A 23847-nucleotide genomic window follows, 5' to 3' on the forward strand; every position below is an offset into this window, starting at 1 on the left:
CAGAACAGTCCGAAATCTTTCTTTGTTTTATTCAATATTTCCTTTGAAAATTAATACATTACTTTTTGTAGGGGTTAGTACATGGCTATTGAATCAGATGATAAAAAAGTAGGGTTAATTCCGGTCACCCTCATGGTGTCCGGGAATATAATGGGGTCGGGGGTATTTCTTTTACCTGCCAACCTGGCGTCGACCGGTGGCGTTGCTATTTATGGCTGGCTGGTGACTATTATCGGCGCATTAGCGCTGTCGATGGTTTACGCAAAAATGTCCTCCCTGGATGACAGCGCGGGCGGATCGTATGCGTATGCGCGCAGGGCATTTGGACCTTATCTCGGTTACCAAACCAACCTGCTGTACTGGCTGGCCTGCTGGGTCGGTAATATCGCCATGGTGGTTATCGGTGTCGGCTATCTCAGTTATTTTTTCCCAATTTTAAAAGAACCCTTGGTACTGACGTTTACCTGCGTTGCTGTGCTGTGGCTTTTTGTCATTCTGAATATTGTCGGCGCGAAGATGATCACGCGCGTTCAGGCTGTTGCCACTGTGCTGGCGCTGATCCCAATTCTGGCGATCGCTATTTTTGGCTGGTTCTGGTTCAAAAGCGATACCTACATGGATGCCTGGAACGTCAGCGGGAAAAGTACCTTTGGCGCGATTCAAAGCACCCTGAGTGTGACGCTGTGGTCGTTCATCGGTGTAGAGAGTGCGTCGGTAGCGGCGGCCGTAGTGAAGAACCCTAAGCGCAACGTCCCGATTGCCACCATCGGTGGTGTACTGATCGCTGCTGTTTGTTACGTTCTTTCTACCACCGCTATCATGGGGATGATCCCCAATGCGGCGTTGCGGCTTTCAACCTCTCCGTTTGGGGACGCCGCCCGCATGGCAATGGGTGATACCGCGGGTGCGATAGTCACCTTCTGCGCTGCGGCCGGTTGTCTTGGCTCATTAGGCGGTTGGACGTTACTCGCCAGCCAGACGGCAAAAGCCGCCGCTGACGACGGGTTATTCCCGCCTATTTTTGCCAAGGTCAACAAGGAGGGGGTGCCGGTCAAAGGGCTGATCGTTCTCGGTATTCTGATGACTATCTTCCAGATTTCCACCATTTCCCCCGACGCCACGGAGCAGTTCGCGCTGGTCTCCTCCGTCTCGGTTATTTTCACCCTGGTGCCTTATCTCTATACCTGCGCCGCTCTGATGTTGGTTGGGCATGGTCATCTGGGTAACCGCTCAGGCATGTATAGCTTCATCACGCTTATTGCTTTTGTCTATTGCGTATGGGCCGTGGTGGGCTCCGGCGCCGAAGAAGTGATGTGGTCATTCATCGCGCTGATGGTGATTACTGCCATGTACAGCTTCAACTATAACCGCCGTCATAAAAACCCGTACCCACTGGGTAAACCGCTTGAGCTGGACTAACAGGTTTTGGCCGAAAACACAGAGTGGGCCCGTCATTCGTGGATGACGGGCCCCGGTGTTCACCCCGGCTTGTAACGAAATTCAAGACGAAAAGGAAAGGTTAATGATTGATTTAAGTCGCCATAAAAAACGTAAAGTGTTGGTGGTTGATAGCAATATTATGGGCATTAACACCGCCAACGGCCGCGCCGTTCGTGAGCTTATCGAAGCGCTGGAAGACAATAATCTGGCTGTTATCCCGGCAGTAACCTTTGAAGACGGTGTGGCTACCATCACCTCGGATGCGTCTATTTGCTGCGTCTTTGTCGACTGGACCTCCGGTGGCAACGATGAGGTGTCGCACAGCCAGGCGTTTGCTTTATTGCAAGAGATCCGCCGTCGCAACAAAGGGGTTCCGGTGCTGCTGATGGCTGAGCACTCCTGTATCGATACGCTGACGCTCGACACCATGAAAATGGTCAACGAGTTTGTCTGGATGCACGAAGATACCGCCGAATTTATCGCCGCCCGTTCTGTGGCGTTGATCGACAAATATTATGACCAACTGCTGCCACCGTTTACCAAAGCACTGTTTAATTACACCAAGTATTCTCCAGAATATTCGTGGGCAGCTCCTGGTCATCAGGGGGGCGTTGCGTTCACCAAAACCGCAGTGGGGCGCGAGTTTCTTGATTTCTTTGGTGAAAACCTGTTCCGTACCGATACTGGCATAGAGCGTGGTGCGCTGGGATCTCTACTGGATCACAGCGGACCGATTAAAGAGTCTGAAACCTACGCCGCTCGTGTGTTCGGCTCACACCAAAGTTATTCAGTGCTGAATGGCACCTCCGGTTCCAACCGCGCAATTATGGCAGCGGTGATTGGCGACGGTCAGTTTGCGTTATGTGACCGTAACTGCCATAAATCGATTGAGCAGGGGCTGGTGATGACCGGCGGCGTGCCGGTATTTTTCATTCCTACCCGCAACCGGTTTGGCATCATCGGGCCTATCCCTAAATCCCAGTTCATGCCGGAATCTATTCAGCAAAAAATTGATGAACATCCGCTCAAAGCTCTCGCGACAGACCCTAAACCGGTTTATGCCGTGGTGACCAACTGTACCTACGACGGTATGTGTTACAACGCCAAACAGGCGCAGGATCTGCTGGCAAAAAGCGTTGATCAGATTCACTTTGACGAAGCCTGGTATGCGTATGCGCGCTTCAACCCGTTCTACCGCGATCGTTATGCTATGCGCGGTAACCCGGCCGATCACGACCCGGAGGGCCCGACCGTTTTCGCCACGCATTCCACCCATAAATTATTAGCTGCGCTGTCACAGGCCTCCTATATCCATATTCGTAACGGTAAAAAACCGGTCGAGCATTCGCGCTTCAATGAGTCTTACATGCTGCAGGCGACCACCTCTCCACTGTATGCCATTATTGCGGCCAACGAAGTCGGTGCCGCCATGATGGATGGCAAGCAGGGCGAGTCGCTGACGCAGGAAGTGATCAACGAAGCGGTGGATTTCCGTCTGGCACTGGCAAAAGTCCACGCGACTTTCGCAGCTCAGGGTGAATGGTTCTTCTCACCATGGAATGCGCCGGACGTAGTCGATGTGAAAACCGGTAAAAAGATCCCGTTCATTAATGCCTCCAAAAAGCAGCTGACGACTGACCCGAATTGCTGGGTACTGAAGCCGGGTGAAAGCTGGCACGGTTTTGACCAACTTGACGACGACTGGTGCATGCTCGACCCAATCAAAGCCGGTATTTTGTCACCCGGTATGGGTGATGATGGCAGTATGTTGGAAAACGGTATTCCGGCAGCGATGGTCACCGCTTTCCTGTCGCAGCACGGCATTGTCCCGTCACGCACCACGGATTTCATGGTGTTGTGCTTGTTCTCCGTTGGCGTCACTAAGGGCAAGTGGGGCACACTTATCAATGTGCTGCTGGAGTTCAAACAGCACTATGATGACAACAGCCCACTGACACTGTGTCTGCCGAATCTCTCTTCCTCCAATACCGCTCGCTATGCGGGTATGGGGCTGAAAGATCTGTGCGATGAAATGTTCACCTACATGAAAACCAGCCAGATGGACAAACTCCAGTCCGATGCGTTCGGCAAGATACCTACGCCGGTCAAGTTGCCGCGTGCGGCATTCCAGGACCATATGGCCGGGCGCTGCGAACAGCTCACGCTGGACAAACTGGCCGGGCGTGTTTCTGCCGTTGGCGTTATCCCTTATCCACCGGGCATCCCTATTGTCATGCCGGGAGAAAGTTTTGGTGCAAAAAACGACCCGTGGCTCAGCTATATTCACAGCATTGCGCAGTGGGGTGAACAATTCCCAGGCTTCGAAAAAGAACTTGAAGGCGCAGAGTTCAAAGACGGTCAGTACCATATCTGGGTACTGAAAGAATAGCGGCGAGTCTACTCAACTGTCTTTTCCAGGCAAGCGGAAAAAGGCAGAAAAAAAGAGAATTGCGAGTTGTCTCGCAAGCCAAATGCGGGGCCTTGAACAGGCCCCGTTTTTTTGCGAGGCGTCGCGGAGGAACTTACTTTTGCGCTGGTACGCCGCAGGTGCTTCCGGTAAGGTCAGCGCATCAGATAACCGGCCCTTCACGGTAGAAATCACTATGCTCACCACTGTTACCCAAACGCTGATTAAGCCTTTTGCGCGCGACCGTTTTTTACACATTTTACTGTTACTTGGCGTGGTGTTGAGCCTGTTTCAGCCAGAAAAAATTGTGCAGTTTCCGCAGTTTGTAGACTGGTCAACTATTGTGACGTTAATTGGCCTGCTGATGCTGACCAAAGGTGTTGAGGTCAGCGGTTATTTCGATTTTGTTGGCCGCAAGATGATCAATACCATCAGCAATGAACGTTATCTGGCGCTATTTCTGGTTTGCGCGGCAGCGCTGTTGTCTACATTTATGACCAATGACGTGGCGCTTTTTATCGTCATACCCCTGACTATTACGCTAAAAAAACTCTCCACGCTGCCGGTAACCCGCTTGATCATTTTCGAGGCATTGGCCGTTAACGCGGGTTCGTTACTTACGCCCATCGGCAATCCGCAAAACATCCTATTGTGGAACAAATCCGGGCTGTCATTTCTAGCATTTATCGCGCAGATGGCACCGCTGGCCCTGGTGAGCCTATTGGCATTATTGGTCGTGACCTGGCTAAGTTTTCCGGCGACGACACTCAAACGTCTAAAGAATAATCAAGGCTATCCGTACCAAAAAAGATTGCTGTTCAGCTGTCTGGCGATGTACGTCATTTTTATTGGCTGTGTTGATGCTGGCGTGGCGGTCTATGGCCTGCTCGCCGTATTGCTCTGTTTTTTGCTACTGGGCCGCCAGGTGTTATTACGTATCGACTGGCCACTGATTGTGGTGTTCATCGCCATGTTTATCGATGTTCGGCTGATCGTCGGGTTAGGGCCGATCCAAGGCGCGGTAGATCAAATAGGGCAACTGTCCTCAATGGGGGTTTATGCGCTGGGGATTGCGTTGTCTCAGGTCATCAGCAACGTTCCCGCCACTATTTTAATGATCAACTATGTTCCGGCTAACGCGCTGCTGGCGTATTCCGTCAATGCCGGAGGCTTTGGTTTAGCGATAGGTTCCCTCGCCAATTTGATTGCCTTGCGTATGGCTAACGATCGCAAGATTTGGCTTACCTTCCACTATTACGCCTTCCCGTTTTTAGCCCTGAGCGGTCTGGCGGGTTGGGCGTTGCTGAAGCTTATTTAAAACATGCAGCAGTCAGCGTGCTGTGTCATGGTTTTATGCGCGCCAGTCTGTCGGCTACCGTGGCGATCTCGCTGGGTGCCAGCGCCGAAAAGCCCGGCAGCCAGCCATCGCGGGCACCGGTTGAAGTCTGGGGGGCGGGTAGCCATCGTGGCGACAGTCGCGGCGTCGAGTCGTGATATCGCCAGCAGCGGTAAGACCTGTGGCGAGCGGGCCGTAATGACCATCGGCTCCGGGCTGGATTTTTGGGTTCGCGACCAGCATCTGCTGGCTGAAGGGGAAGAGACCGGCGCTTATCCTGCCGGTCTTAGCCTTGACGACTGTGGCTGTTGAATGATCAAAGGATCAGAACAGTAACCACAACAGTATGACGACGACGATGAAGGCGATGAACGCTAAAGGCTTGCCGCCCAAAGATTGCATCGAAGGTGGCAGCATAGCGACAAACGGGTTCATGATCGGCTGCGGTTCGGTGCGTGAGACGGTGGTGAAGTCGTCATCCATTTTTTCAGGGCGCGGCGTACGATCAACCCGCTGGCTGAACAACACACCGACCAGATCGTTAAGCTGAGCGATATTCAGCGGTGTAACCGGCGTGGCGTTGAAGCGAGATTCCACATACTCGCTAAGCTGATGAACTTCCTGCGCAGTGGCTGGTTGTTTGAGCACGCTAAGCAACGTGGTCAGCGTAGGCGTGGCGGTCGGCTGGCTGAGCGCGGCCTTCACCTGCATAAACTGGCTTAACAGCTGAAAATGGCGTGCAGGAATTGGCTCACCCACTTTTACACCGACCAGATTAAACAGCTCCTGCCACAGTTTTGCCGGTGCTTCACCCGTGGCTGCGCTGAGTTTAGTCACCAGCTGTTGCAGGTTATTATGCTCGGCTGGCAGCAAAGCGCGATCGGTAATAGGTGTTTGTTGCGGCTGAGGAATGGCCATCTCGCGGGTTTGTACCAGCAGGAACACCTGCTGCAACTGTTCATGGCTGAGCTGACTTAATACGGTATGACCAAAGTTTTGGCGAATGAAGTCGCTGACTGCCTGACGATTATTGCCCTGTGGCAGCAGCTCGGTCAGTTGTTGCAGTAGTTGGCGCGTGGAGTGGCTGTCCTGAGCCTGGGACAGTTTGCCTTGCAAAACCGTTTCGGCGCGGGAAAAAATCCCGGCGGTCAGTTCGGCGTCGTGTGGCAAAGCCAGTTCGTGGCGCAGCCCGGCCCAAATCTCGGCGGACTTCATCGGTGTCAGCGCCATTAATTTGACGATGAGTTTTTCCAGAGTCGTGCGCTGTGCTGGCGTTAACGGCTGGTTTTCACCCGGCCCTGCGGGGACTGTCTGGCCATTCGGCTGTGCCCTGTTGTCGCCAATCGGCGTACCTGGACCACTCAAAGGTTGCATATCACCAGTCCTTCGCTGCTAGTTAAAACGGCGCAAAGCGCAGAAGCGCCACATCATACCTGCAAATTTAAGCAATCGACACCGCGAATACTCCGCCGTACAACTTATTCTTATGCATATTTTTTTTAGAATTTGTCAGGTGGCACGTGAAAGCAACAAATATCATGCTGCCCGCAGGGTTGCAGGCAGCAAAAAGGGAGATAAACCGGCGAGTCTTATTTCGTGACTTGCGCTTTTTCTGCGAACAGCGGGCGACGTAAACGCTGGGCGAGGATCACCCCGATAAGCGTGATGCCGCCGCCAATCAGGTGATAACTGTGCAGCTGTTCGTGCAGGAAAAGCACGGCGATGATGGCGGTAAAAATCGGCGAAAGATTCATGAAAATAGAGGTTTTATTGGCACCGAGGCGAATAACTCCTTGAATCCACAGGAAAGGCGCAATGATGGACGCAGGGATCCCGGCGAAAAGCACCAGCGGAATATTGTGCGCATTCAACTCAACATTGCCCGCCAGCAGGAAGTTTGGCAGCAGCAAGAGCACGCCAAACAGAATCTGAACGTAGAGGGATTGCCAGTTCGGTAAAGGAATGGCCCAGCGTTTGGTCAGCACGCCATAAAGTGCGTAAGAGGCCGAAGCTGCGAACATCATCAACTCACCCCGGCCAATACCATGCTGCAACAGCTGCGCCGGGTCGCCCGCACTCACCAGCCAGACTAGCCCTGCCAGCGACAACATTCCGCCGAGCACAATCCCTACAGTCGGCATCACGCTGAGCAGCACCAGGCTTATCAATACGGTTAGCAGCGGGATCAGTGAATTGAGTATGCCCATAAACAGCGCGCTGACGCTGTGGGCCGCGTAGTACGCCAGGCTCTGATACAGCACCATGCCGAGCAGGCCGAGGATCAGCAGCTTCCACCAATACTGTTTAATCGCTTTAAGATTGCGCAGGACGCCGGGCAAGACGAAAGGTGTCAGTGTCACCAGTGCCAGCAACCAGCGGTAGAAGGAGATTGCTGCCGGGTCGATGGCGGTGGCAGATGCTTTACTGACGACCGCATTCAACGACCAGATCAGTACTGCCAGCAGAGGGAAGAGAGCATTCATAAGTATAGGTTCGGGGCGTCCATGATTAAATCGTTGAGCTAGTGTACTGTTGTCTTGTTTGTTATATATAACGATAACCAGACAAGGATCTGCGCATTTCAGACAACATGTCGTTCGATTGCCCACCCTAGATTATAGGTCAGTGATGTCTCAACATCGTTTTTACCCGTCGCTTTCTGAGAAACAACCTTCGACGCTGCTTTTTCGTGGTGAGACGGTACTCGCTAATTCGGAATACGTTCTGCATTCTCATCCCTGGAGCCAGATCATCTGCGTGAAATCAGGGGTGATGGCAATGAACATCGAGGGACAGCGCTATCTGGTCCCGCGTGAGTTTGCGGTCTGGCTGCCTGCGGGCGCAGAACATTCCAGTTATAACCGTAAAACCACCCGCTTCTGCGCAATCGATATTTCGCGCGAACTGGATGTTGGCCTGCCCTCGAGCCCTTGTCTGTTGACTTTAACACCGATTTTTAATGCCATCGCCGACGACTGCTTTGCCCGAAACCTTATTGAACCGGCCACAGAAACTGACATGCGCATGGCGCGGGTTTTGCTGGATCAGATTAGCCAGGCACCGCGGCAGGAGACCTATTTGCCGACGTCACAATGTAGACTGCTGGCGCCGGTATTAGCCGCGCTGGAGAAGAATCCGGCAGATAACACGTCGCTTGCACAATGGGCTGCGCGGGTTTATACCACTGAGCGTACCTTGTCACGCCGCTGCCAGCAGGATTTGGGCATGGGGTTTGCTGAATGGCGGCAACGGCTGCGTTTTTTGCATTCCATCTCGTTACTTGAGCAGGGAAAAATGGTTCATGATGTGGCACTGGAAGTGGGTTACAGCTCGTCGTCGGCATTTATTGCCATGTTCCAGCAAATTTCCGGGACCACGCCCCAACGTTTCCGTAATGAAAGGTAAGCCTGGTGCTTCGGCATTGGGATCTGTCGCCATTCGTGGCAAAATCGAGGTCCTCTTTATTTTCTGTTTTTTCCTTGGCACAGCCTGCCGGAGATACCCGTGAAAATCCTGGTTGATGAAAATATGCCGTATGCCGTCGAGCTATTCAGCCGACTGGGCAACGTTCAGGCCGTTCCTGGCCGCCCGATTCCGCAAGATGCGCTCAATGATGCCGACGCACTGATGGTGCGTTCCGTCACCAAAGTGAACGAGAGTTTGCTGGTCGGTAAGTCAGTGAAATTTGTCGGTACAGCCACGGCGGGTACCGATCACGTGGATGACGCCTGGTTACAGCAGCAGGGGATCGGGTTCTCTGCGGCACCGGGCTGTAACGCCATTGCCGTGGTGGAATACGTTTTCTCGGCGTTGCTGATCATTGCCCAGCGCGATGGTTTCCAACTGCGGGATAAAACCGTGGGTATTATCGGCGTAGGTAACGTTGGCTCACGCCTCAACGACCGTCTGCGGGCGCTGGGTGTGCGCACGTTGTTGTGTGACCCTCCGCGTGCAGATCGTGGCGATGAAGGCGATTTTTCCCCGCTGGAACAACTGGTGGCTGAAGCCGATGTGCTGACGTTTCACACGCCGTTGAATATGTCCGGGCCTTATGCCACGCATCATCTGGTGGATGCCGGTTTGCTGGCGCGTCTGCCTGCGGACCGCATTTTAATTAATGCCTGCCGTGGTGAAGTGGTGGATAACGCCGCACTGCTCGATGCCCTGAATGGGCCGAAAAAGCTGACCGCCGTTCTTGATGTGTGGGAGCCTGAACCTGAACTGTCGCTGGCCCTGTTGGAAAAAGTCGCCATTGGCACTGCGCATATCGCCGGTTACAGCCTTGAGGGGAAAGCGCGTGGCACCACGCAGGTGTTCGAGGCATTCAGCCAGTTTATTGGTGAACCGCAAAAAGTGCCGCTGGAAACCTTGCTGCCTGCGCCGGAGTTTCCGGTTGTCAGTTTCTCTGGGGAACTGAATGAAGCCAGACTGCTGAGACTTATTCACTTAGTGTATGATGTGCGCCGCGATGATGCGCCACTGCGTCGTGTTGCCGGTCAGCCGGGTGAATTTGACAAGCTGCGTAAGTTCTATGAAGAACGGCGCGAGTGGTCATCACTGCGGGTGATTTGTGATAATACGGCCACCGCCGAGTTACTCAACAAGCTGGGGTTCGCTGCGGTTCAGGGCTGAGGCCTTAACCCGACCTTAAGTTTTTATGCTTAAAGTGGCTCCACGACTCTTTTGCTGGAGGGCGGTAATTGCCGCCCCTTTGTATTTTGTACGACTCATTTTTGGAGAATACCAACATGTCTGATGGCTGGAATATCGCGCTGCTCGGCGCCACGGGCGCAGTAGGTGATGCGTTACTGGATCTGCTGGCTGAACGTCAGTTCCCGGTTGGTGAACTCTTCCCCCTGGCGAGCGAACGCAGCGCCGGTCAGACTATCCGTTACAACGGCAAAAGTCTGCGCGTGCAAAATGCCGCCGAATTTGACTGGTCGCAGGTGCAGTTAGCGTTTTTCGTCGCTGGCGCAGAAGCCTCCGCGCAGTTTGCTGACGAAGCGGCCAATCAGGGCTGCCTGGTTATTGACAGCAGCGGTCTGTTTGCCATGGAACATGACATTCCGCTGGTGGTCCCTGGCGTAAACCCGGACTCCCTGGCTCATTATCGCAACCGTAATATCGTGGCGGTGGCTGACAGCCTGACCAGCCAATTATTGACAGCGATTAAACCGCTGACGGAACAGGCCGGTTTAGCGCGTCTTCACGTCACTTCGCTGTTGTCTGTTTCCGCGCTGGGTAAAGTGGCCGTGGATGACCTGGCTGGGCAAAGCGCCCGTCTGCTTAACGGCATTCCGGCAGAAGAGGGCGGACTCTTTAGTAAGCAGTTGGCGTTTAATCTGTTACCTCTGCTCAATGATGAGGAGGGCAGCGTGCGTCAGGAGCGCCGTCTGGTAGATCAGGTGCGTAAAGTGCTGCAAAACGACGGCCTGCCGATCTCAGTCAGCTGCGTGCAGTCGCCGGTATTTTACGGCCACGCGCAGGTGGTGCATATGGAAGGTCTGCGCCCGTTATCCGCAGAAGAAGCGCGTACTGAACTTGAACGTATCGACGATATCAACCTCAGCGAAGAGGATGATTTCCCGACGCAGGTCAGCGATGCTTCCGGCAATGCCAACCTGAGTATCGGCTGTCTGCGCAATGATTACGGTATTCCTGAAATACTGCAGTTCTGGTCAGTGGCGGATAACGTTCGTTTTGGTGGTGCACTGATGGCAGTGGAAACTGCTGAGAAACTGATTGGGGAGTATTGGTACTGATGTCTGAAGAGTTTACCCCTGAACGGCAGACGCCGCCGGCGACTTCTGTTGCCGGGCGTATTGCGTTAGGGATTGAATATGATGGCAGCGCCTATTTTGGCTGGCAGCGTCAGCCCGACGCGTCAAGCGTTCAGGCCTGTCTGGAAAAAGCACTTAGCCGTGTGGCCGATACGCCTATCACTGTGCTTTGTGCAGGGCGTACAGATACCGGCGTCAGCGCGACTGGCCAGGTGGTGCATTTTGACACCCCGGTGTTGCGTAAAGAAGCCGCATGGACGATGGGGGTGAATACCCATTTGCCAAAAAATATCTCGGTACGCTGGATGAGCGAAGTGGCGGACGATTTCCACGCCCGTTTCAGCGCCACTGCGCGCCGCTACCGCTACATTATTTACAACAACCGTTTCCGCTCCGCCATTTTGCAGACAGGTATCACCCATGTGCATTTGCCACTGGACGTTGAAAAAATGCAGCGTGCCGGTCAGGCACTGCTGGGTGAGAACGATTTCACCTCGTTTCGCGCCTCACAGTGCCAGTCCCGCACGCCGTGGCGCTACATGATTCACCTTAACGTTAGCCGCCACGGTAATTATGTGGTGGTGGATGTGAAAGCCAATGCGTTTGTTCATCATATGGTGCGCAACATTGTGGGCAGCCTGATTGAAATTGGCGCAGGCGCACAGCCAGAAAACTGGATGGCTGAGCTGCTGGCGGCCAAAGACCGTAATCTGGCGGCGGCGACGGCCAAGGCGGAAGGGCTGTATCTGGTCTCAGTGGATTACCCGGAGAAGTTTGGGTTGCCAAAATTGAACATGGGGCCGCTGTTTTTAGCGGACTGATTTTGTTGTAACACATTGTTTAACCTGGCGCATTTGGGCGCTTAAAAAGGCGATTAACTAGATGGACTTTATCCACTTTGTTATTGATTTCATTCTCCATATCGATGTGCATCTGGCAGAGTTGGTAGCACAGTACGGGGCCTGGGTTTACGGCATCCTGTTCCTGATCTTGTTTTGTGAAACAGGACTGGTGGTTACGCCGTTCCTACCGGGGGATTCCCTGCTGTTTGTCGCCGGTGCGCTGGCCGCACTGCCGGGTAATGATCTGAATGTGCATTTGATGGTGTCTCTGATGGCTGTTGCGGCTATTGTGGGTGACGCGCTGAACTACACCATTGGCCGCTTGTTTGGCGAACGTTTATTCAGGAACCCGAATTCCAGGATTTTCCGGCGTAGTTATTTGGATCAAACGCACAAGTTTTATGAGAAACATGGCGGCAAAACGATTATTCTTGCGCGCTTCGTGCCGATTGTTCGCACGTTTGCGCCTTTTGTCGCCGGTATGGGGCATATGTCATATCGCCACTTTGCTGCGTATAACGTGATTGGTGCGCTGGTTTGGGTGCTGTTATTTACCTATGCTGGCTATCTTTTTGGCAATGTGCCGATTGTGCAGAACAATCTGAAATTGTTGATTGTGGCGATCATCGTCCTTTCTATTTTGCCGGGCGTGATAGAAATTTGGCGGCACAAGCGTGCAGCGGCGAAGGAAAAGCGTCAGCAAGGCTAGGCAAAGGTCAGCAATGCAGGACGTTTGATAGTGCGAAAGCGTTAAAATTAGAGGCATTAAACCAAAGGCTTCGACCAGTTTTTTATCCACAGCGTCGGGCCGTTATGGTTTAATGAGCGACATTTATGGTCTGTTCCTGCGAGCAACCCTTCCGTGCCGCGTCTGTTTTGCCATCTGGCATCAGGGTGGTCGGACGTTTTGGGTAGGTTTCAGGGGACTTGTTACAGCATGAACAGCGGACTGGCTTCGGCCGGGTTCAAACAGAAAGGTCATCGATGAGCTGGATTGAACGAATTCTTAATAAGAGCAACGTCTCGCAAACCCGTAAGGCAAGTATTCCTGAGGGCGTCTGGACTAAATGTGATAGCTGCGGGCAGGTACTTTACCGCGCCGAGCTTGAACGCAATCTCATGGTTTGCCCGAAGTGCGACCATCACATGCGCATCTCTGCGCGGATGCGCCTCTTCACCTTTATGGATGAAGGCAGCGAGGTTGAGTTAGGCAGCGAGCTTGAGCCTAAAGATATTCTGAAGTTTAAAGACTCCAAAAAATACAAAGACCGTCTGGTTGCAGCACAAAAAGAAACCGACGAGAAAGACGCGATGGTGGTCATGAAAGGCACGCTGTACGGCATGCCAATCGTGGTTGCGGCATTTGAATTCGCCTTCATGGGCGGTTCAATGGCTTCTGTAGTTGGGGCGCGTTTTGTCCGTGCCGTTGAGCAGGCGATGGAAGATAACTGCCCGTTGGTCTGTTTCTCAGCCAGTGGTGGCGCACGTATGCAAGAAGCACTGATGTCGCTGATGCAAATGGCGAAAACCAGTGCGGCGCTGGCAAAATTGCAGGAACGCGGTCTGCCTTATATTTCCGTCATGACTGACCCGACTATGGGCGGTGTTTCCGCCAGTCTGGCTATGCTGGGTGACATCAACGTCGCCGAACCGAAAGCGCTGATCGGTTTTGCCGGTCCTCGCGTTATCGAACAAACGGTGCGTGAAAAACTGCCGCCGGGCTTCCAGCGCAGTGAATTCCTGATTGAAAAGGGCGCGATCGACATGATTGTCCGTCGTCCTGATTTACGTCCAAAGTTAGGTAGCGTTTTAGCCAAACTGACCGGTCAACCTGAGCCTAAAGTGGCAGAAGTTCAGGCGACCATCAGCGGTAATGCTGCTGATAACCATCAGGATGCCTGATTGACCAGGGTAAAAGCCGGTCAGTCATAACGGAACGCGTGGGCATTCCACGCATTCCCGCCAGCAGGCCGTGCTTTTATTCTGTTTGTCGCATCTGACAAAGGGGCATTGCCTGCTGTCGAGCTTGGGTAATGTCGTGTCTGAGTGAACCTAATACAGGTTGGACGAGACTCATGCAGAATCAAATTATTCCTCAAGCCACGTCGCCTTTGGCCGCGTGGCTTTATTATCTCGAACACCTCCATTCTCAGGCAATAGAGCTAGGGCTAGATCGCGTCAAAGCCGTCGCCAGCAAACTGGATCTGTTGCAACCCGCACCCTTCGTCTTCACTGTCGCCGGTACTAACGGCAAAGGCACCACCTGCCGCACGCTGGAAGCGATTCTTATCGCTGCCGGGTTACGCGTCGGGGTCTACAGTTCGCCGCATCTGGTGCGTTACACCGAGCGGGTACGTATTCAGGGGGAAGAACTGTCGGAGGAAGCACATTGTCGATCTTTTGCTACGCTTGAAGCCGGACGCGGAGATATCTCCCTGACCTATTTCGAGTACGGCACACTGTCGGCTTTGCGCTTGTTTAAGGATGCCAAACTCGACGTGGTGATCCTAGAAGTCGGCCTCGGCGGGCGGCTTGATGCCACCAATATTGTCGATGCCAATGTCGCCGTGGTGACCAGCATTGCGCTCGACCACACCGACTGGCTCGGCTCTGACCGTGAAAGTATCGGGCGTGAGAAAGCCGGGGTGTTCCGTGGCAATAAACCCGCCATTGTCGGCGAGCCAGATATGCCGCAGTCGATTGCCGATGTGGCCGCTGAAAAAGGTGCTGATTTATACCGCTTGGGTGAACGCTGGAATTACCGCGTTGTGGGCGACCGCTGGCGCTGGGAAGCGCAGGATGGGGAGGTGCTGGATGATTTACCGGTGCCCAACGTCCCGCTGCCCAATGCCGCCACGGCGCTGGCCGCGTTACACTACTGCGCGCTGAATATTCCCGAGACGGCCATTCGCAGTGGTTTGCAACAGGCCCAATTGCCGGGCCGTTTCCAGACTGTGAGCGAGTCGCCAAGACTTATTCTGGATGTCGCGCATAACCCCCATGCCGCCGGTTATCTGGCAGGGCGTCTGGCCCAACTGCCGCGCCACGGTGGCAAAGTACGGGCCGTCGTGGGTATGTTGCATGACAAAGATATCGCCGGAACGCTGGCCTGTCTGGCACCGCAAATTGATCAATGGTATTGCGCACCGCTGGAAGGCCCGCGCGGTGCCAGCGTAGAAGAATTGGCCGTGCATCTGACGCAAGCGCATCAGTTCACGGACGTCGTTAGTGCCTGGCAACAGGCGATGCAGGATGCTGATAGTCAGGATATTGTGATTGTCTGCGGATCATTTCATACCGTAGCGCACGTGATGGCTGCTTTAGACGCGGGGAAAACCAGTGGCTAGTAAGTTTCAAAATCGTCTGGTCGGGACCATCATTCTGGTCGCGCTTGGCGTGATCATTTTGCCGGGTTTGCTCGACGGGAAGAAAAAGCATTATGAAGATGAATTTGCTTCGATTCCGTTAGTCCCTAAACCAGGCGATGCGCAGGAGCAGGACGTGATACCGCCGGTGTCGCAGTCGTTGCCAGCCCAGCCACCGGAAGGGGCACAGGATGCGGTACAGGGTCAGGGCAATACGACGTCCCAACCGGCAAACACCGGTCAGGAGTTACCGGATGACGCCGAAGTACAACCGGTAACGCCGGTTGCGCCTGTGACGACCCGGCCTGAGCCGAAAAAGCAGGTTCAGCCTGCTCGCCCGGCCCCATCCCCGACCAAACCTAAAGTGATTGAACCAAAGCCAATGGTTGAAGCCAAACCGGTAGAAAAACCGAAAGCTGTTCAGCCTAAACCGGTTGAACAGCCTAAAGTGACGGAACAACCGAAAGCCGTTGAGCCACCGAAAATAGAGAACAAACCACAGCCGGAAGAAAAAGCGCCAACGGGGCAATCATATGTCGTGCAGTTGGGTGCGCTGAAAAATGCGTCCAAAGCCAACGAGATTGTCGCCAGCCTGCGTTTATCGGGTTTCCGTGCCTATACCGTTCCAGGTACGCCGGTGCAGGGGCAAATTACCCGCGTCTTCGTCGGTCCTGATGCGTCGAAACAGAAGCTGGAGTCGGCACTGCCTCAAATGAATCAGATCAGCGGGCTGAGTGGGCAAATACGCGCATACAGCGCCGGGCACTAAACCCAGACCTTCTTGCTTCAACGCCCATGGCTTGGGCTTGGTCTGAACTTATTGCTGTTAAATGATTGAAAAGGGCACGCGTTTTGTGCCCTTTTTCTATAAGATCTTTTACTCAGGATCTTATAGGTTTCTGCGGTGATTGAGGTTTTTTTCATCGCGATTATTAATTTGTTCGGCTGGCAGATTTCCGCTACGCAAACGTTTTCTTTTTCTGTTAGAATTCGCCGCGAAATGGATGTTTGGGCCGTCTTTACTGGTTTACACACTGGAATAGTTAATGGTCTGGATTGATTACGTCATTATTGCGGTTATTGGGTTTTCGGCTTTAGTCAGCCTGATCCGGGGTTTTGTCCGCGAGGCCTTATCACTGGTAACCTGGGCTTGTGCCTTCTTCGTTGCCAGCCATTATTACCCGTACCTCGCTATCTATTTCACGCGTTTCGAAGATGAGTTAGTTCGAAACGGGATCGCAATTGGCATCTTGTTCATCGCGACGTTGATCGTAGGTGCCATTGTCAACTACGTGATTAGCTCTCTGGTTGAGCGAACCGGATTGTCCGGTACAGACAGGGTGCTGGGGGTGTGCTTCGGCGCACTGCGCGGCGTACTGATTGTCTCCGCGATGCTGTTCTTCCTGGATACCTTTACCGGCTTTTCACAAAGTGAGGACTGGAAACAGTCTCAGTTGATCCCACAGTTCAGTTACATCATCAGGTGGTTCTTTGACTACCTGCAGAGCACGTCGAGTTTCTTGCCAAAACATCTCTAGTTTTTGGCAGCGTTGATGAGGAAAAGACAACATGTGCGGTATTGTCGGTATCGCCGGTTTCACGCCGGTAAACCAGTCGATTTATGACGCGTTAACGGTGTTACAACACCGTGGGCAGGATGCCGCGGGCATCGTCACCATTGATGCCAATAACAATTTCCGTTTACGGAAAGCCAATGGCCTGGTGAGAGATGTATTCGAAGCACGCCATATGCAACGTTTGCAGGGCAACATGGGTATTGGCCATGTTCGTTACCCTACGGCTGGCAGTTCCAGCGCTTCCGAAGCTCAACCGTTTTACGTCAACTCTCCGTTCGGCATTACCCTTGCCCATAACGGTAACCTGACCAACGCCCACGAATTGAGAAGTAACTTGTTCGAAGGCCAGCGCCGCCATGTGAACACCACTTCAGATTCCGAAATTCTGCTCAATATTCTGGCCAGTGAACTTGACCGTTTCCAGCACTACCCGCTGGAAGCTGACAACGTGTTCGCCGCCGTCGCTGCCATGAACCTGAAAATCCGCGGCGCTTATGCCTGTGTGGCGATGATCATCGGTCACGGTATGCTGGCGTTTCGTGATCCGCACGGCATCCGCCCGCTGGTTATCGGCAAACGCACGCTGGAAGACGGCCGTTACGAGTATATGGTGGCCTCAGAAAGCGTGGCACTGGACACCCTGGGCTTTGAGTTCCTGCGTGACGTCGCGCCGGGTGAAGCGGTGTACATCACCGAAAAAGGCCAACTGTTCACCCGCCTGTGTGCTGAAAATCCTCAATACAATCCGTGCCTGTTCGAGTACGTTTATTTCGCGCGTCCTGACTCCTTCATCGACAAAATTTCCGTCTATAGCGCCCGCGTGCGCATGGGGCAGAAACTGGGCGCGAAAATCGCCCGCGAGTGGGAAGATCTGGACATCGACGTGGTCATTCCGATCCCTGAAACCTCGTGTGATATCGCGCTGGAAATTGCCCGTATTCTCGACAAGCCTTATCGTCAGGGCTTCGTCAAGAACCGCTACGTGGGCCGTACCTTTATCATGCCGGGTCAGGTGGAACGCCGTAAGTCGGTACGCCGCAAGCTGAATGCCAACCGTGCGGAGTTCCGTGATAAAAACGTCCTGCTGGTGGATGACTCCATCGTGCGTGGTACGACCTCTCAGCAAATTGTTGAGATGGCGCGTGAAGCGGGCGCGAGACGCGTTTATCTGGCGTCTGCGGCACCGGAAATTCGCTTCCCGAACGTTTACGGCATCGACATGCCGAGCGCCAATGAGCTGATTGCGCATGGCCGCGAAGTCAACGAAATCAGACAGATGATCGGTGCAGATGCATTGATCTTCCAGGACCTCAGTGATCTGATCGCTGCGGTGAAAGAAGACAACACGGATATCGAACATTTCGAATGTTCAGTATTCGATGGCGTCTATGTCACCAAAGACGTTGACCAAAATTACCTCGAGTATCTCGAATCTCTGCGCAACGATGACGCTCAGGCGTTACGCGGCCAGCAGGAAGCCGAGAATCTGGAAATGCATAACGAAGGCTGATTTTTCACCACGCCTTTTGCGGCGCGTCTTGTTCGGTTGACTGACCGGCGGACGCGCCTTTTTTATGCCCTGAATTTGCTCCTGTCACCGGTGGCGAGCGGGCTTGCTTATCGCCGGGCATTGCGGCAAAGTCATCAAAATGACTTTTTGTCTGTCAAAGCGCCGTTTTGGTGCAACTTTTCAGAGGCAGTTTTCATGAAACGACTTATTGTCGGCATTTCCGGCGCAAGTGGCGCAATTTATGGCGTCCGGTTACTTGAGGTTTTGCAAAGCATTGCTGATATCGAAACCCATCTGGTGATGAGTAACGCTGCCCGCCAGACCCTGACACTGGAAACTGACCTGACACTGCGTGATGTTCAGCAACTGGCTGACGTGGTGCATGATTCCCGTGATATCGCCGCCAACATCTCCTCCGGTTCCTTTAAAACGGCGGGAATGGTGATATTACCCTGCTCGATTAAAACCCTCTCCGGCATCGTCAACAGCTATACCGACGGTCTGCTGACCCGAGCCGCCGACGTGGTGCTCAAAGAGAGCCGCCGTCTGGTGCTGTGCGTGCGTGAAACACCACTGCACCTCGGGCATTTGCGCCTGATGACCCAGGCCGCTGAACTTGGCGCGGTGATCATGCCGCCAGTACCGGCGTTTTATCATCGCCCGACCTGCGTTGACGACATTATCAATCAAACCGTAAACCGGGTTATTGACCAGTTTGATATTGAACTGCCGGAAGACCTTTTTGTTCGATGGCAGGGCAGTCGCTAGACCTTCTTCACCATTTAAGCCCATCTTTTACACAAATTGATAACATCGCACCAAAATCAAACATTGGTTGTTTCATTTTGGTGCACTCCTGTTGCACTCTATTCCTGTACGCTAGACATCCCGCTGATTTCCAGAGTTATGTTGCTGTTATTTTAATCGTATCGGGCGACGGTGGTCGCTTACCCCGACCGGATCAAAATCGGCATGAAAACTGCATGGTGAATGAGAGGGGAATACAATTTCCCGACAGCTCGACCGGCTTTACCAATAATAAAAAGACGTTCAAACACAACTGAAACGATCAACCACAACAGACGATTAATGACTGAGGGTAATGTATGAAAAAGTTGTTCAAGGTTCTTCCGCTAGTTTTGGTTTTAGCCAGTGTCAGCAGCGCTTTTGCCGCCGCCCCTAAAGCCATTAAGATCGGAACCGACCCGACTTACGCCCCATTTGAATCGAAAGACTCCAGCGGCAAACTGGTCGGTTTTGATATCGATCTGGCGAACGAAATGTGCAAGCGTGCTGCAATCAAATGTACTTTTGTCGAAAGTGATTTTGATGCGCTGATCCCGTCGCTGAAAGCCAAGAAAATCGATGCCATCATTTCATCTCTTTCTATTACCGAAAAACGTCAGCAGGAAATTGATTTTACTGACAAACTTTATGCAGCTAATGCTCGTTTGATCGCTCCGAAAGGCACCAAAATCGTCCCTACGCTGGACGCGCTGAAAGGCAAAAACGTCGGTGTTCTGCAAGGGTCAACTCAGGAAGCCTATGCCAACGCTATGTGGCAGCCTAAAGGTATCAACGTAGTGGCTTACCAGAACCAGGATCTCATCTATGCAGACCTGGCGTCTGGCCGCCTTGATGTTGCATTCCAGGACGAAGTGGCAGGCAGCGAAGGCTTCCTGAAACAGGCTCCGGGTAAAGACTACGTGTTTGCTGGCCCGTCGGTTAAAGATGACAAATACTTTGGCGTGGGTACCGGTATGGGCCTGCGTAAAGATGACGGTGATCTGAAAGCCGCACTGAACAAAGCCTTTGCCGATATGCGCAAAGACGGCACTTACGCCAAACTGGCGAAGAAATACTTCAGCTTTGACGTTTACGGCGGCTAATCGATAGTGCCATGACGTCTGCGGCCTGCCTGAGCCAGGTGGGCCGCATCAGGTCACTTCCGTACACACTCTTTTTATAAAAAACACCTGCGGCAGGTGACACGACGTTGGTCAAAGACAGGAACAGAGCATGTTATATGGGTATTCCCAGGTCATTATTCAGGGCACATTGGTCACGCTGGAACTGGCAATTTCTTCCGTTCTGCTGGCTGTAGTCATTGGTTTAATCGGGGCAGGTGGCAAACTTTCCAAAAACCGTCTGATTTCTGCGTTTTTCGGTTGCTACACTACGCTTATCCGTGGTGTGCCTGATTTGGTTCTTATGTTGTTGATTTTCTACGGTTTACAGATTTTTCTCAACAGCGTGACCGAATCGCTGGGCATGGCGCAGATTGATATTGATCCGCTCAGTGCCGGTATTATTACGCTCGGTTTTATCTACGGTGCGTACTTCACCGAGACGTTCCGTGGCGCTTTTATGGCGGTTCCCCGCGGTCAAATCGAAGCGGCGACGGCGTTTGGCTTCAGCGGCGCACAAATCTTCCGCCGCATTCTGTTCCCGGCCATGATGCGCTTTGCCTTACCCGGCATCGGCAACAACTGGCAGGTGATCCTCAAAGCGACTGCGCTGGTGTCACTGCTGGGTCTCAATGATGTGGTGAAAGCCACCGTGCTGGCCGGTAAAGGCACCTATCAGCCGTTTTACTTCGCCATCGTAGCCGGTGTGATTTATCTGGTGTTTACCACGGTTTCCAATGGAGTGCTGTTATGGCTCGAACGCCGTTATTCGCTGGGCGTGAAGAGGGCTGAGCTATGATTGATATCCTGCAACAATACGGCATGTCGCTGCTCTACAGCGATGGCTACCGTTTTACCGGCCTGGCCGTCACGCTGTGGCTGTTAATCAGCTCCGTGGTCATGGGAGGGTTGCTGGCGATACCGATGGCAGTAGGGCGCGTGTCGTCAAACCCATTCGTCCGTCTGCCTATCTGGCTTTATACCTATGTGTTTCGCGGTACGCCGCTCTATGTGCAGCTGCTGGTATTTTACTCCGGCATGTACAGTCTGGAGATCATCCGTGGCACTGATTTTCTCAACGCCTTTTTCCGCAGTGGTCTGAATTGTACGATTCTGGCACTGACGCTGAACACCTGCGCTTACACCACCGAGATCTTTGCCGGTGCGATACGCGCGGTGCCGCACGGTGAAATTGAAGCGGCGAATGCCTACGGCTTCTCACGTTTTAAACTCTATACCTGCATTATTTTACCGTCGGCGCTGCGCACGGCCTTACCCGCTTACAGCAACGAAGTGATCCTGATGCTGCACTCTACCGCGCTGGCGTTTACCGCCACCGTGCCGGACGTACTGAAAATCGCCCGCGACATCAACTCGGCCACCTATCAGCCGTTTTACGCGTTCGGCATTGCAGCGGTGATTTATCTTTGTGTTTCCTTTGTCCTGATCGGTCTGTTCCGCAAGGCGGAAAAACGCTGGCTGGCGCACGTGAAGCCTCAAACTCATTAATAAGCCTTATTTTTATGGACATAACTTTTTGCGGGATAACATTATGCCAGACAACAAATTAGCGGTTCTCGACCTGCACAAACGCTATGGTGACCATGAAGTCCTGAAAGGCGTGTCTTTGTCCGCCAATGCCGGTGATGTGATCAGCATTATTGGGTCATCCGGCTCGGGGAAAAGTACCTTCCTGCGTTGCATTAACTTCCTTGAGAAACCAAGCGAAGGGTCGATCAGCGTCAATAATCAGGATATCCGTATGGTGCGCGACACCGACGGTCAGTTGAAAGTCTTCGATAAAAAGCAACTGCAACTGCTGCGTACCAAGCTGACCATGGTGTTCCAGCATTTCAATTTGTGGAGCCATATGACGGTACTAGAAAACGTCATGGAAGCGCCGGTGCAGGTGTTGGGGTTAAGCAAGGCGGAAGCGCGCGAACGTGCGGTGAAGTATCTCGATAAAGTCGGCATCGACGCACGAGCGCAGGGAAAATATCCGGTGAATCTCTCTGGCGGACAGCAGCAGCGCGTTTCTATTGCCCGTGCGCTGGCGATGGAGCCTGAAGTGTTACTGTTTGACGAACCGACCTCCGCGCTGGACCCTGAGCTGGTAGGCGAAGTATTGCGTATCATGCAGAAACTGGCGGAAGAGGGCAAAACCATGGTGGTGGTGACGCACGAAATGGAATTTGCCCGCCATGTTTCCAGCCACGTTATTTTCCTGCATCAGGGCGTGATTGAAGAGCAGGGCAACCCGGCTGATGTGTTTGGCAGCCCGAAATCCGCGCGTTTACAGCAATTCCTGTCGGGTGCGCTGAAGTAAGAAAGAAGAAATCAGTCAGGTATTAAAAAAAACCGCCCATGCAGGCGGTTTTTTTATCCCGGGAAATCAGCCTTTCGCGGCCAGCAGGCAGAGCTGAACGGTCAGTTCGTAGGATTTCACAAACGAGCTGACCGGCAGGAACTCATACTTTGAGTGGAAGTTATGCGCGCCGGTAAAGTAGTTTGGCGTCAGCAGACCTTTGGCCGAGAGCGCGGCGCCATCAGTCCCTCCGCGCATCGGGATCACTTTCGGCTCGACGCCAATCTCTTTCAACCCGGCAAAAATGAGCTCGATGGCGCGTTTATCTTCGCCAATCGCGCTGCTGATATTGCTGTAGGTGTCACTGATCTCCACCGACACTTTTGCGGTTGGATATTTGGCGGCGATCTGTTTGGCAACGTCTTCGATTTTCTGTTTGCGTGCGGCGAAGCTGGCGCTGTCGAAATCACGGATTGAGGCGTGCAGCTTGGCACCTTGCTGGCTGGCATTCATGCCGTTGAACCAGACATAGCCTTCGCGTCCTTCGGTATTTTCCGGCGTTTCAGCACGGTCAAATGCGCTCATAAAATCATGCGCCATCAGCATGGGGTTAACTAACACGCCTTTGGCCGACATCGGGTGCGCGGTCACGCCGGTGAAGGTGATTTCCGCTGCTGCCGCATTAAAGTTCTCATACACCACTTCGCCCAGTTCGCAGCAGTCGATGGTATAGGCGAAATCAACGTCAAAGCGTTTGAGGTCCAGCGCCTTGGCGCCGCGCAGGCCGATCTCTTCATCTGGCACAAAGGCCACCACGATATCGCCGTACTGTTGGTCGTCACGCAGATTTTCCAGCAACGTCATCACTACCGTCACGGCCGCTTTGTTATCAGCACCGAGCACGCTGGTGCCGTCGCTGAAAATAATCTCTTCGCCTTTGTAAGGCAAAATCTCCGGGCGCTCGGACGGACGCAGCCAGATGTCTTTCTCTTTGTTCAGACAAACATCGTCACCCGTAAAGGTCAGCGTCTGCGGATGAATATCCGGGCTCAGACCAACGTCAACGGTATCAATATGGGTGATAAAACCAATGCGCGGACCGCCCAATTTGGTACCCGGCTTCACGGCAGTGACGGTGGCGTGCTCATCAATCTGAATGTTTTGCAGGCCCAGCGTTTTCAGTTCATCAGCCAGCAGTTTCGCCAGTGTGTGTTGCCCCGGCGTGCTTGGCAGCGTGGTGGCGTGGGCATCACTTTGCGTGGTGACGGCAAGGTAGCGAAAGAAACGGTCGGAAAGCTGTTTTGCGAGTGTTGTCGACATCTTGACCCCTAAGTTTGCGCACATATAAGACTTTCATATATAACAGAGTATTACAAAG

The 23847-nt window shown here is 53.2% G+C and carries 23 protein-coding genes; 20 read left to right on the forward strand and 3 right to left on the reverse strand.

Going from position 1 to position 23847, the window contains the following annotated elements; translation table 11 throughout:
* Window positions 1-81 precede the first annotated feature (81 nt).
* The 5 genes from adiC (at window position 82) to EAH77_RS07350 (ending at window position 5495) form a co-directional block, all read left to right on the forward strand.
* Complete coding sequence (gene adiC, locus EAH77_RS07335; protein ID WP_140471207.1) at window positions 82-1419, forward strand: arginine/agmatine antiporter; 1338 nt, start codon at window positions 82-84, stop codon at window positions 1417-1419.
* 103 nt (window positions 1420-1522) lie between these two features.
* Window positions 1523-3829 (forward strand): Orn/Lys/Arg decarboxylase N-terminal domain-containing protein, encoded by a 2307-nt coding sequence (locus EAH77_RS07340; protein WP_140471209.1) that lies wholly within the window; start codon window positions 1523-1525, stop codon window positions 3827-3829.
* A 214-nt stretch (window positions 3830-4043) separates the two neighbouring features.
* Window positions 4044-5165 (forward strand): SLC13 family permease, encoded by a 1122-nt coding sequence (locus EAH77_RS07345; RefSeq protein WP_140471478.1) that lies wholly within the window; start codon window positions 4044-4046, stop codon window positions 5163-5165.
* Window positions 5166-5182: 17 nt separating this feature from the next.
* Window positions 5183-5341: a hypothetical protein gene (locus tag EAH77_RS25120; RefSeq protein WP_161985781.1), complete on the forward strand. Its 159-nt coding sequence runs from the start codon at window positions 5183-5185 to the stop codon at window positions 5339-5341.
* Window positions 5313-5495: a hypothetical protein gene (locus EAH77_RS07350; protein WP_140471212.1), complete on the forward strand. Its 183-nt coding sequence runs from the start codon at window positions 5313-5315 to the stop codon at window positions 5493-5495. The genes EAH77_RS25120 and EAH77_RS07350 overlap by 29 nt, the downstream gene beginning before the upstream one ends.
* Window positions 5496-5507: 12 nt before the next feature.
* Here EAH77_RS07350 and flk read toward each other — a convergent pair whose 3' ends face one another.
* Window positions 5508-6557, reverse strand: coding sequence for a flagella biosynthesis regulator Flk (gene flk / locus EAH77_RS07355; RefSeq protein ID WP_140471214.1), 1050 nt, complete (start codon window positions 6555-6557; stop codon window positions 5508-5510).
* 215 nt (window positions 6558-6772) lie between these two features.
* Window positions 6773-7666 (reverse strand): DMT family transporter, encoded by an 894-nt coding sequence (locus EAH77_RS07360; RefSeq protein WP_140471216.1) that lies wholly within the window; start codon window positions 7664-7666, stop codon window positions 6773-6775.
* 145 nt (window positions 7667-7811) lie between these two features.
* Between EAH77_RS07360 and EAH77_RS07365 the strand changes: the two genes are divergently transcribed.
* From EAH77_RS07365 to hisP, 15 genes are all read left to right on the forward strand, one after another.
* Entirely contained in the window at window positions 7812-8588 is a 777-nt protein-coding gene (locus EAH77_RS07365; RefSeq protein WP_140471218.1) for an AraC family transcriptional regulator, read from the forward strand.
* 99 nt (window positions 8589-8687) lie between these two features.
* Entirely contained in the window at window positions 8688-9815 is a 1128-nt protein-coding gene (gene pdxB, locus EAH77_RS07370; protein ID WP_140471220.1) for a 4-phosphoerythronate dehydrogenase PdxB, read from the forward strand.
* A gap of 116 nt (window positions 9816-9931) precedes the next feature.
* Window positions 9932-10945 (forward strand): aspartate-semialdehyde dehydrogenase, encoded by a 1014-nt coding sequence (locus EAH77_RS07375; RefSeq protein ID WP_140471221.1) that lies wholly within the window; start codon window positions 9932-9934, stop codon window positions 10943-10945.
* Complete coding sequence (truA, locus tag EAH77_RS07380) at window positions 10945-11784, forward strand: tRNA pseudouridine(38-40) synthase TruA (RefSeq protein ID WP_140471223.1); 840 nt, start codon at window positions 10945-10947, stop codon at window positions 11782-11784. The genes EAH77_RS07375 and truA overlap by 1 nt, the downstream gene beginning before the upstream one ends.
* 61 nt (window positions 11785-11845) lie before the next feature.
* Complete coding sequence (locus EAH77_RS07385; protein WP_140471225.1) at window positions 11846-12514, forward strand: DedA family protein; 669 nt, start codon at window positions 11846-11848, stop codon at window positions 12512-12514.
* 275 nt (window positions 12515-12789) lie between these two features.
* A complete protein-coding gene (gene accD / locus EAH77_RS07395) occupies window positions 12790-13707 on the forward strand; it encodes an acetyl-CoA carboxylase, carboxyltransferase subunit beta (RefSeq protein WP_140471227.1) in 918 nt (305 codons plus the stop codon).
* Window positions 13708-13880: 173 nt separating this feature from the next.
* On the forward strand, window positions 13881-15152 hold the full coding sequence (gene folC, locus EAH77_RS07400) for a bifunctional tetrahydrofolate synthase/dihydrofolate synthase (protein WP_140471229.1): 1272 nt from the start codon (window positions 13881-13883) through the stop codon (window positions 15150-15152).
* Complete coding sequence (dedD, locus tag EAH77_RS07405; protein ID WP_140471231.1) at window positions 15145-15939, forward strand: cell division protein DedD; 795 nt, start codon at window positions 15145-15147, stop codon at window positions 15937-15939. Before folC ends, dedD begins: the two co-directional genes overlap by 8 nt.
* A gap of 277 nt (window positions 15940-16216) precedes the next feature.
* Window positions 16217-16708: a colicin V production protein gene (gene cvpA, locus EAH77_RS07410; protein WP_140471233.1), complete on the forward strand. Its 492-nt coding sequence runs from the start codon at window positions 16217-16219 to the stop codon at window positions 16706-16708.
* A 31-nt stretch (window positions 16709-16739) separates the two neighbouring features.
* Complete coding sequence (gene purF, locus EAH77_RS07415) at window positions 16740-18257, forward strand: amidophosphoribosyltransferase (RefSeq protein WP_140471235.1); 1518 nt, start codon at window positions 16740-16742, stop codon at window positions 18255-18257.
* A gap of 195 nt (window positions 18258-18452) precedes the next feature.
* The gene (locus EAH77_RS07420; RefSeq protein ID WP_140471237.1) at window positions 18453-19025 is read left to right on the forward strand and encodes a UbiX family flavin prenyltransferase; all 573 of its coding nucleotides are present in this window, start codon (window positions 18453-18455) and stop codon (window positions 19023-19025) included.
* 338 nt (window positions 19026-19363) lie between these two features.
* Window positions 19364-20146: a lysine/arginine/ornithine ABC transporter substrate-binding protein gene (locus EAH77_RS07425; RefSeq protein WP_140471239.1), complete on the forward strand. Its 783-nt coding sequence runs from the start codon at window positions 19364-19366 to the stop codon at window positions 20144-20146.
* 130 nt (window positions 20147-20276) lie between these two features.
* Entirely contained in the window at window positions 20277-20963 is a 687-nt protein-coding gene (locus EAH77_RS07430) for a histidine ABC transporter permease HisQ (RefSeq protein WP_140471241.1), read from the forward strand.
* On the forward strand, window positions 20960-21673 hold the full coding sequence (locus EAH77_RS07435) for an ABC transporter permease (protein WP_140471243.1): 714 nt from the start codon (window positions 20960-20962) through the stop codon (window positions 21671-21673). The genes EAH77_RS07430 and EAH77_RS07435 overlap by 4 nt, the downstream gene beginning before the upstream one ends.
* Before the next feature lie 43 nt (window positions 21674-21716).
* Window positions 21717-22490, forward strand: a complete 774-nt coding sequence (gene hisP / locus EAH77_RS07440) for a histidine ABC transporter ATP-binding protein HisP (RefSeq protein WP_140471245.1) — start codon at window positions 21717-21719, stop codon at window positions 22488-22490.
* A gap of 66 nt (window positions 22491-22556) precedes the next feature.
* On the opposite strand, the gene pepT is transcribed toward hisP, so the two are convergent.
* The gene (gene pepT / locus EAH77_RS07445; protein WP_140471247.1) at window positions 22557-23789 is read right to left on the reverse strand and encodes a peptidase T; all 1233 of its coding nucleotides are present in this window, start codon (window positions 23787-23789) and stop codon (window positions 22557-22559) included.
* Between the last annotated feature and the right edge of the window lie 58 nt (window positions 23790-23847).

The organism is Ewingella americana, assembly GCF_006438725.1.
Lineage (GTDB): Bacteria > Pseudomonadota > Gammaproteobacteria > Enterobacterales > Enterobacteriaceae > Ewingella > Ewingella americana_A.

What these genes read in the sequence shown, in the direction of transcription:
- adiC (WP_140471207.1), top strand. Translation starts at nt 82, where the DNA reads ATGGCTATTGAATCAGATGATAAAAAAGTAGGGTTAATTCCGGTCACC.
- EAH77_RS07340 (WP_140471209.1), top strand. Translation starts at nt 1,523, where the DNA reads ATGATTGATTTAAGTCGCCATAAAAAACGTAAAGTGTTGGTGGTTGAT.
- EAH77_RS07345 (WP_140471478.1), top strand. Translation starts at nt 4,044, where the DNA reads ATGCTCACCACTGTTACCCAAACGCTGATTAAGCCTTTTGCGCGCGAC.
- flk (WP_140471214.1), bottom strand. Translation starts at nt 6,557, where the DNA reads ATGCAACCTTTGAGTGGTCCAGGTACGCCGATTGGCGACAACAGGGCA.
- EAH77_RS07360 (WP_140471216.1), bottom strand. Translation starts at nt 7,666, where the DNA reads ATGAATGCTCTCTTCCCTCTGCTGGCAGTACTGATCTGGTCGTTGAAT.
- EAH77_RS07365 (WP_140471218.1), top strand. Translation starts at nt 7,812, where the DNA reads ATGTCTCAACATCGTTTTTACCCGTCGCTTTCTGAGAAACAACCTTCG.
- EAH77_RS07375 (WP_140471221.1), top strand. Translation starts at nt 9,932, where the DNA reads ATGTCTGATGGCTGGAATATCGCGCTGCTCGGCGCCACGGGCGCAGTA.
- truA (WP_140471223.1), top strand. Translation starts at nt 10,945, where the DNA reads ATGTCTGAAGAGTTTACCCCTGAACGGCAGACGCCGCCGGCGACTTCT.
- EAH77_RS07385 (WP_140471225.1), top strand. Translation starts at nt 11,846, where the DNA reads ATGGACTTTATCCACTTTGTTATTGATTTCATTCTCCATATCGATGTG.
- accD (WP_140471227.1), top strand. Translation starts at nt 12,790, where the DNA reads ATGAGCTGGATTGAACGAATTCTTAATAAGAGCAACGTCTCGCAAACC.
- folC (WP_140471229.1), top strand. Translation starts at nt 13,881, where the DNA reads ATGCAGAATCAAATTATTCCTCAAGCCACGTCGCCTTTGGCCGCGTGG.
- cvpA (WP_140471233.1), top strand. Translation starts at nt 16,217, where the DNA reads ATGGTCTGGATTGATTACGTCATTATTGCGGTTATTGGGTTTTCGGCT.
- purF (WP_140471235.1), top strand. Translation starts at nt 16,740, where the DNA reads ATGTGCGGTATTGTCGGTATCGCCGGTTTCACGCCGGTAAACCAGTCG.
- EAH77_RS07420 (WP_140471237.1), top strand. Translation starts at nt 18,453, where the DNA reads ATGAAACGACTTATTGTCGGCATTTCCGGCGCAAGTGGCGCAATTTAT.
- EAH77_RS07425 (WP_140471239.1), top strand. Translation starts at nt 19,364, where the DNA reads ATGAAAAAGTTGTTCAAGGTTCTTCCGCTAGTTTTGGTTTTAGCCAGT.
- EAH77_RS07430 (WP_140471241.1), top strand. Translation starts at nt 20,277, where the DNA reads ATGTTATATGGGTATTCCCAGGTCATTATTCAGGGCACATTGGTCACG.
- EAH77_RS07435 (WP_140471243.1), top strand. Translation starts at nt 20,960, where the DNA reads ATGATTGATATCCTGCAACAATACGGCATGTCGCTGCTCTACAGCGAT.
- hisP (WP_140471245.1), top strand. Translation starts at nt 21,717, where the DNA reads ATGCCAGACAACAAATTAGCGGTTCTCGACCTGCACAAACGCTATGGT.
- pepT (WP_140471247.1), bottom strand. Translation starts at nt 23,789, where the DNA reads ATGTCGACAACACTCGCAAAACAGCTTTCCGACCGTTTCTTTCGCTAC.